Below are 6,821 nucleotides of genomic sequence, written 5' to 3' on the forward strand. Positions count from 1 at the left end.
GCGGCTGCGCATCGGCCGCGTCGACGTGCTGGTCTCGTCGCGCAGCCAGCAGGTGTTCGACCCCGAGGTGTTCCGCATGCACGGCATCGACGTGCGCCGGGCCAAGCTCGTCGCGCTGAAGTCGGCGCAGCACTTCCGCGCGGGCTTCGAGCCGATCGCCGCCGGCATCGTGACTGCCGACGCGCCGGGACTCACGAGCTTGCGGCTCGAGAGCTTCCCGCGCACGCGCACGCGCCGGCCGATCTGGCCGCTCGACGCCGGGGCGGAGTATCCCGAACGCCCGCCGGCGCCGTGACCCGGCTCGACCGCGCCGGGCTGGAGGCGTGCGCCGGCGAGTACGATGCCGCGGTCGACGCCGACCCGGCCGTCGACGGCTTCTGCACGCGCACTGACTGGGTCCTGTCGTTCCACGACGCCTTCCATCCCGGGGGCGAGCTCGTAGCCGCGCGGCGGGGCAGCTCTTTCGTCGCGCTGGCCGCGCGCGGGCCGGTGCTCGAGCCGCTCGAAGCGATGTGGGGCTTCGCGTCGCCGCTGGTCGGCGCCGATTCGCTCGAGCTCTTGTGCGAGCTGCTTGCCGAACGGCGGCGGCACGAGCTGCTGTATCTCGCCGGGCTGCCGCCTCGCGATCCGCGCACGCGCGCCCTGATCTTGCGCCTCGACGCGACTCACGCGCTGTCGGTGGTCACGACTACCGAGCGCTTCGTGGCCCGGCTCGACGAGCTGGAGGGCTATCTCGCGCGGCGCAGCGCGAAGTTCCGCGCGGGCGCGCGCGCTGCGCTGCGCCGGGTGCGCGCGGCCGGGATCGGCTTCGAGGCAGTCTCGTGCCTCTCGCCGGCCGAGGCCGAGGCCGCCTATGCCCGTGTGCTCGCGGTCGAGCGGCGCAGCTGGAAGACCGCGACCGGCAACGGCGTCGAGCGCGGCCCGATGCGCGAGTTCTACGCGGGCATGTACCCGCGGCTGGCCGCACGCGGGGCTCTGCGCCTGCTGTTCGCCAGGCACGGTGGAGAGGACGTGGGGTATCTCGCGGGCGGGATCGCCGGCACGACCTTCCGCGGGCTGCAGTTCAGCTTCGACGAGCGACTGCGCGCGCTCGGCCTGGGCAATGCCCTGCAGCTCGAGCAGATCGCGCGGCTCTCCGGCAGCGGAGTCACTGCCTACGACCTCGGCGCGCAGTCCGCCTACAAGGCGCGCTGGGCCGAGGGCCGGCGGCTCACCGTCGGGGTCCTGGCCCGTCCCAGGTGACGGAGCGTCAGTGCGGCAGCATCTGCAGCCGGCGCACGGCGGCGGCGCGCGAGTCGCAGTACTCGAACTCGATCGTCACGTCGTCGCCGCAGGCCGACGGGATGTGGCGCACGGTGGCGCGGTCGGCCGCGTACTCGGGCAGCGCGAACACCAGCCGGCGCACGCCGTTGCGCGCCAGCAGCGGGTAGTACTCGCGCGCGATCCACTGCAGGTCGGGGGGATCGATCTCGGGGAAGCGGGTCACGTCGGTGAGCCACCGCGTCGACCGTCGCTCGCGCGACGCGCTGAGACACGCGTGCGCCGCCGTGCGCAGCCGCTCGCCCCGGGCCTCGCCGTGCCACTCACTGATGTGGTAGCGGCCGTCCCGATCCCAGAACAGATTCAGGACTTCGTCCTGGTAGACGAGCTCGAGCGAGTCCAAGCGAGCTTCAGCCCGGGTGCGATGCGAGCCAGGCCGCCGCCTCCGCACGCGTGGACTGATACTGGAACTCGAGCGACGACTTGTCTTCGAACGCCTTGCTCATGCGGCGCACGTGGATGTGCAGGAGCGTCTTCTCCGGCACCACGAACGCGACGAAGCGCACGCCGTTGCGCGCGAGGCGCGGGTAGAAGTCCTCCACCATCCACTGCTGGTCCGCGTTGTCCGGCGCGCCGACCAGGGTCACGTCCGCGATCCAGCGCGTCGACGGCCGGGTGCGCGAGGCGTTGACGCACGCGTAGGCCGAAGTGCGCAGCTTCTCGCCCTTCACGTCACCGTGCCACTCGGCGATGTGGTAGCGGGCGTTCGTGTCCCAGAAGAGCTTGAGGATGTCGTCCTCGTAGACCAGGTGTAGGTGATCCATGCTGCACAATGTCGGATGCGCCGTGCGCAGAATTGAGCTGGGACCGACCTCGCGGTCGGACCGGAGAAGTCACTCGCGCCGTGCCGGCGGGGCCGGCGCTCCGGAGCACGGCTGACGCACTGCGAACGCCGCCGCGCCTCAACCGCTGCGGAACGGGTTCCGATGCCTCGGGGATGCGCAGCTCCCTGGGCATCGCCTGTCTCGCGCTCGCCCTCGCGGGCGCGCCGCGGCTCGCGTCTGCACAGGAAGCCGCGCCGGACGGGACGCCGCCCGCGCGCCAGGCGGCGCTGGTCGCCGGCAGCGTGCCCGAGCCCTTCGGAGCGGTGCAGCGCGGGCTGGTCGAGCGCGTGCGGCGCCGGCTGACCGCGGCGGGTGTCTCGGCGATCGCGCTCGCGAACGAAGCGGGCAGAGTCTCTCCCGACGGCGCGTGTGCGCGCGCGGCGGAGCGCGCGCCCGCGGCCACGAGCGAGCTGGTGTTCGTCGACCTGCGCCCCCGGCCCGCGGGCGTGGACCTGGCGCTGCGCGTGTACGGGCGCAGCGGCTGCGCGTGGCTCAGCGCGGCACGGGCCCACGGCACGGCGACACAGCTCGGTGTCGCGATCGACACGGTGACCGCGCGCGTCGCCCCGGCGCTCGGCGGCGACGCCAGCGCGCTCGGTCCCGGTCCCGCCGCGGGCGTCGAGCAGCTCTCGGCCGAGAGCCGCGCGCTCGAGGCGCTCGACCAGAACGAGCTGGCGCGCGCCTGGCGCGCGCTCGACGGCGATGACTCGAGCGTCGCCGGCGAGCTGCGCGCCCGCATCGAGACACGCGCCGCAGGGACCGACGTCCCGGCCGCGGAACGCGTGCGGCTGCGCGTGGCGCGCGGCGAGGAGACCTCGAGCGACCTCGCCACGAAGAAGGTGCTCACCGATGCCGCGCGCGCGCTCGAAGGCGGCGAGCCGATCGACGCGCGCGTGGCGCTGGCGGCGGGTGAGATCCGGCTCGCGCGCGGTGAGACCGACGTGGCACGCCCGTATCTCGAGCGGGCCGTGGCGCTCGCGCCCCAGAGCCCCGAGGCGCAGCTCGCCTACGCGCGCGACCTGGCGCTCCTGGGCGACGAGGCGCACGCGGAGAGCGCGTTCCAGCGCGCCGCCGAGCTCGATCCCCGCTCCGACCGCGCCTTCGACGAGCTGGCGCAGCTTGAAGCGCACGACCCGCCGCGCGCGGCCCGGCTCTTGGAGCAGGCCGGCGCGCGCGCCGAGGCGGCGCTGGACCTGCACCGTGCGGTGTCGCACTACGAACGCGCCCGGCAGGCCGATGCCCGCTCCGGCGCGGCGGGCCGCGAGCGCCTTGCGCGGCTCTACGCGCGGCTCGGCGAGGCCGAGCAGGCGCGCGGTACCTGGAAGGAGGCGCTCGACACCGGCGGTCCCACGCCGGCTCGCCTGCTCGGCGCGGCCGAGGCGGCGTCGGCGCTCGGTGACTCCGCGGCGGCCGAGAGCGCGCTGCGGCAGGCGATCCAGCTCGACGCCTCCGCGCCCGGCGCGGCGCGCGAGCTCGGCGCGCTCTACCGCGAGGCGGGCCGCAACGACGACGCGCGGCCGCTGCTGGAACGCGCGCTCGCGCTCGACGCCCACGACTCCGCCGGGAAGCTCGAGCTCGCGCGGCTCGACGCCGGCACCGGCCACGGCGATCAGGCCCTGCAGCTGCTCGAGGCGGTGGAGCTCGCGCGCGGCACCGACTCGGAAGCGCTCGCGCTGCGCGCCGAGCTGCTGCGCGCCTCGGGAGACACGGCCGGCGCCCGCGCGGCACTCACGCGCGCGGTCGAGCTCGACCCGATCGAGCCCGCGCTCCGCCTCGCGCTGGCCGATTCGGCCGAGGCCGCGGGCGACAGCGAGTCCGCCGGCGCCGAGCGCCAGCGCGCGGAGCTCCTGGCCGAGGGCGGCGGGTCCACGTCCTCCGAGGGAGCGCCCGCGAGCCCGGCCGCTGACCTCGCCGGCGTGAACGAGCGCTTGCTCGGGCTGATGTCGCCCTTCCCGGCGCTGCGCGCGGAGACGGGCCGCGTGTTGTTCGCGGGCGTGCGGGACACGGTCGACGCAAAGCACCGCGTGCTCGAGCTGCTCCGGCCGCACGCCCCCGACCTCGCGAGGCTCGAGGGCGAGCTCCGGCGCGTGGTGGAGTCGCGCTACGGGGCCCTGTCACCGGCCGAGACGGCGAAGGCGCTCGAGAACCCGGCCACCAGCGAGGCGCTCGACAAGCTGTACCGCTTCGACGGGTCGGCCGAGTCCGTGAACATGAGCTCGGTGGTCGAGCTCAACCTCGCGCTGGGCACCGACGCGCTGTATCTCGCGCGCCTGCAGCGCGAGCCGCTGGCCCGGTTCGGCAACGCCTGCAGCGGCGACGCGCACTGGCGGCTCGAGCTGCGCCAGCTCGCCGGCCGCTTCGGCTCGCGCTCCGCCATTCACTCGACCTGGGTGTGTCTCGCGCCGGAGCTCGACGGCTACTGGACCTGGAACTGGCCCGCGTTCGCGCTCTACGCCTTCGCCGCGCTGGTCATCGCGGCGATCGTGATTCGCGGCTGGGGCAGCGTGTCGGTCGTGGTCGAGCTTCCGCCCCAGACCCGCGCGCTGTTCAGCATCAGCGTCTCGCGCCGCCAGCGCAAGACCGCGCAGACCAAGTCACTCAAGAGCCGCGAGAAGGCCAAGTGGCGCATCGAGGACGGCTTGCGCAGCCTGAACCGCTTCGAGCGGCCGCTGCGCGAGGGGCAGCCGACCGAGTTCCACTGGATCCCCGCGCGCCGGCGCCAGTACTACGTGACCGTGCGCGGGCCGCTGATCCACGCGACCACGAACGAGCTGATCGGCGACTTCCTCGAAGAGCAGCTCGTGCGCGTGCTGCGTGGCAAACGCATCACGGTGAAGTTCGACATGCGGCCCAAGGAGGCCTCGCTCGAGGTACGAGTGACCGGACTGCCCAAGGGCGTGACTCATGCCGGGATCGCGCTGCGCGGGAACCCGCGCTCGCTGCGCTACGTGAGCGACGCAGCGGTCTTCCTCTATCTCAAGCCGGGCCGCCACACGCTGCTGGTCGGCGCCGGCGAACGGCTGTGCGAGCGCGAGCTCGAGGTGCGCTCGTGTGACCCGATCCACCTCCTGCTCGACGCCGCGCGCGAGCCGGGCCTTTTGTTCGAGGGCTCGGCCGCCGCGGTGGCGGCGTATCTCGAGGGCGACGTGGCGCGCGCGGCCAACGAGCTGGAACGCGCGGGCGCGACGCAGGCCGCGAGCAAGCTGCGCGCCGACCTCTTGAAGGCGCGCGGCGACCTGGCGGGCGCGTCGCAGGCGCTCGAGACCGCGGGCGACCTGCGCGGCGCGGCGGAGCTGCGCGCCGACGGCGAGGACCCCGCGGGCAGCGCAGCGCTGTTCGAGGCCGCCGAGCAGTGGGACAAGGCCGGCGACGCGCACCGCGCGGCCGGTGACCCGGCGTCCGCCGCGCGCGCCTACGAGCGCGCGGGCGATCTCGAGTCCGCGATCGCGTGCTGCAAAGAGACCGACGACGCCGAGCAGCTGCTCGCGCTCTACGAGAAGCACGGCAGTCACTTCGAGGCCGGCCAGCTCGCGGCGTCGCAGCGCCAGGTCACGCGCGCGATCCACAACCTCGCGCAGGTCACTCCGGCCGACGAGAGCTACGGCGCCGCTTGCCGGCAGCTGATCGAGCTGCACATCGAGCGCAACCAGCTGCCCCAGGCGCTCGAGCGGCTCGACACGCTGCTCGACGCACAGGGCGACGCCTCGTCGGCGCTGCCGCTCTGGTCGGTGAAGGCCGAGCTGCTGGAGCGGCTGGGCCGCGAGGACGATGCGCTCGAGGCCTGGGAGACGATCGAGGCGCGCGCGCCCAAGTTCCGCGCTGCGGCCGAGCGCGCGGCGGCGCTGCGCGCCAGACGCGAGGCTGCGGCCAGCCCGGCCCCCACGCCCACGCCCGCTGCCAGCGCGCCTGCGCCCACCCCCCCCGCCGACAGCCGCTACGAGATCCTGGAGGAGCTCGGGCGCGGCGCGATGGGCGTGGTGTTCAAGGCGCGCGACAAACACCTGGGCCGCACCGTGGCCCTGAAGCGACTCACGGAGAGCCTGCGCGGTCACCCGACCGCGGTCGCGTTCTTCGAGCGCGAGGCGCGCGCCGCTGCCGCGCTGAATCACCCCAACATCGTGACCGTGTACGACGCGGGCAACGAGTCGGGTCAGTACTTCATCACCATGGAGTTCCTGCAGGGCACCACGCTCGACACGATCCTGCGGGCGCGCGGCGCGATGGCGGCGCCGATCGCCGCGGCGATCGGCATGCAGGTCTGCGCGGGGCTGCACTACGCGCACCAGAACCGCGTGATCCACCGAGACATCAAGACCGCGAACCTCTTCTACACGCGCGAGCGCACCGTGAAGATCATGGACTTCGGCCTGGCCAAGGTCGTGGAGGAGGCGCGCAAGGGCGCCACGGTGATCGGCGGCACGCCCTTCTACATGGCGCCCGAGCAGGCGGCCGGCGAAGCGGTCGACCACCGCGCGGACCTGTACGCGCTGGGAGTCACTCTGTTCGAGCTCCTGACCAAGAGCGTGCCGTTCCGGGCGGGCGACGTGACCTTCCACCACCGCAACACGGCCGCGCCCGACCCGCGCGAGCGCGTGGCCGAGATTCCCGCGGCCATGGCCGAGCTCGTGCTCCGGCTCATGGCCAAGCGGCCGGCTGACCGGCCGCAGAGCGCCGCCG

5 protein-coding genes are annotated in these 6,821 nt (G+C 74.2%); 3 read left to right on the top strand and 2 right to left on the bottom strand.

Going from position 1 to position 6,821, the window contains the following annotated elements; genetic code table 11:
- Together VMR86_11345 and VMR86_11350 are read left to right on the top strand one after the other, a co-directional pair.
- A partial coding sequence (locus VMR86_11345; protein ID HTO07634.1) for an MlrC C-terminal domain-containing protein occupies window positions 1–295 on the top strand: 295 nt, incomplete at its 5' end.
- On the top strand, window positions 292–1,242 hold the full coding sequence (locus VMR86_11350; GenBank protein ID HTO07635.1) for a GNAT family N-acetyltransferase: 951 nt from the start codon (window positions 292–294) through the stop codon (window positions 1,240–1,242). The genes VMR86_11345 and VMR86_11350, both read left to right, overlap by 4 nt.
- A gap of 7 nt (window positions 1,243–1,249) precedes the next feature.
- Here the strand turns inward: VMR86_11350 and VMR86_11355 are convergent, their stop codons facing one another.
- Both VMR86_11355 and VMR86_11360 read right to left on the bottom strand, forming a co-directional pair.
- Complete coding sequence (locus tag VMR86_11355; protein HTO07636.1) at window positions 1,250–1,663, bottom strand: hypothetical protein; 414 nt, start codon at window positions 1,661–1,663, stop codon at window positions 1,250–1,252.
- A gap of 7 nt (window positions 1,664–1,670) precedes the next feature.
- Window positions 1,671–2,084 (bottom strand): hypothetical protein, encoded by a 414-nt coding sequence (locus tag VMR86_11360; GenBank protein HTO07637.1) that lies wholly within the window; start codon window positions 2,082–2,084, stop codon window positions 1,671–1,673.
- 173 nt (window positions 2,085–2,257) lie between these two features.
- Between VMR86_11360 and VMR86_11365 the strand changes: the two genes are divergently transcribed.
- Window positions 2,258–6,821 (top strand): protein kinase (locus VMR86_11365; protein HTO07638.1); only part of this gene is annotated, 4,564 nt, incomplete at its 3' end.

Source organism: Myxococcota bacterium, from assembly GCA_035498015.1.
Lineage (GTDB): Bacteria > Myxococcota_A > UBA9160 > SZUA-336 > SZUA-336 > VGRW01.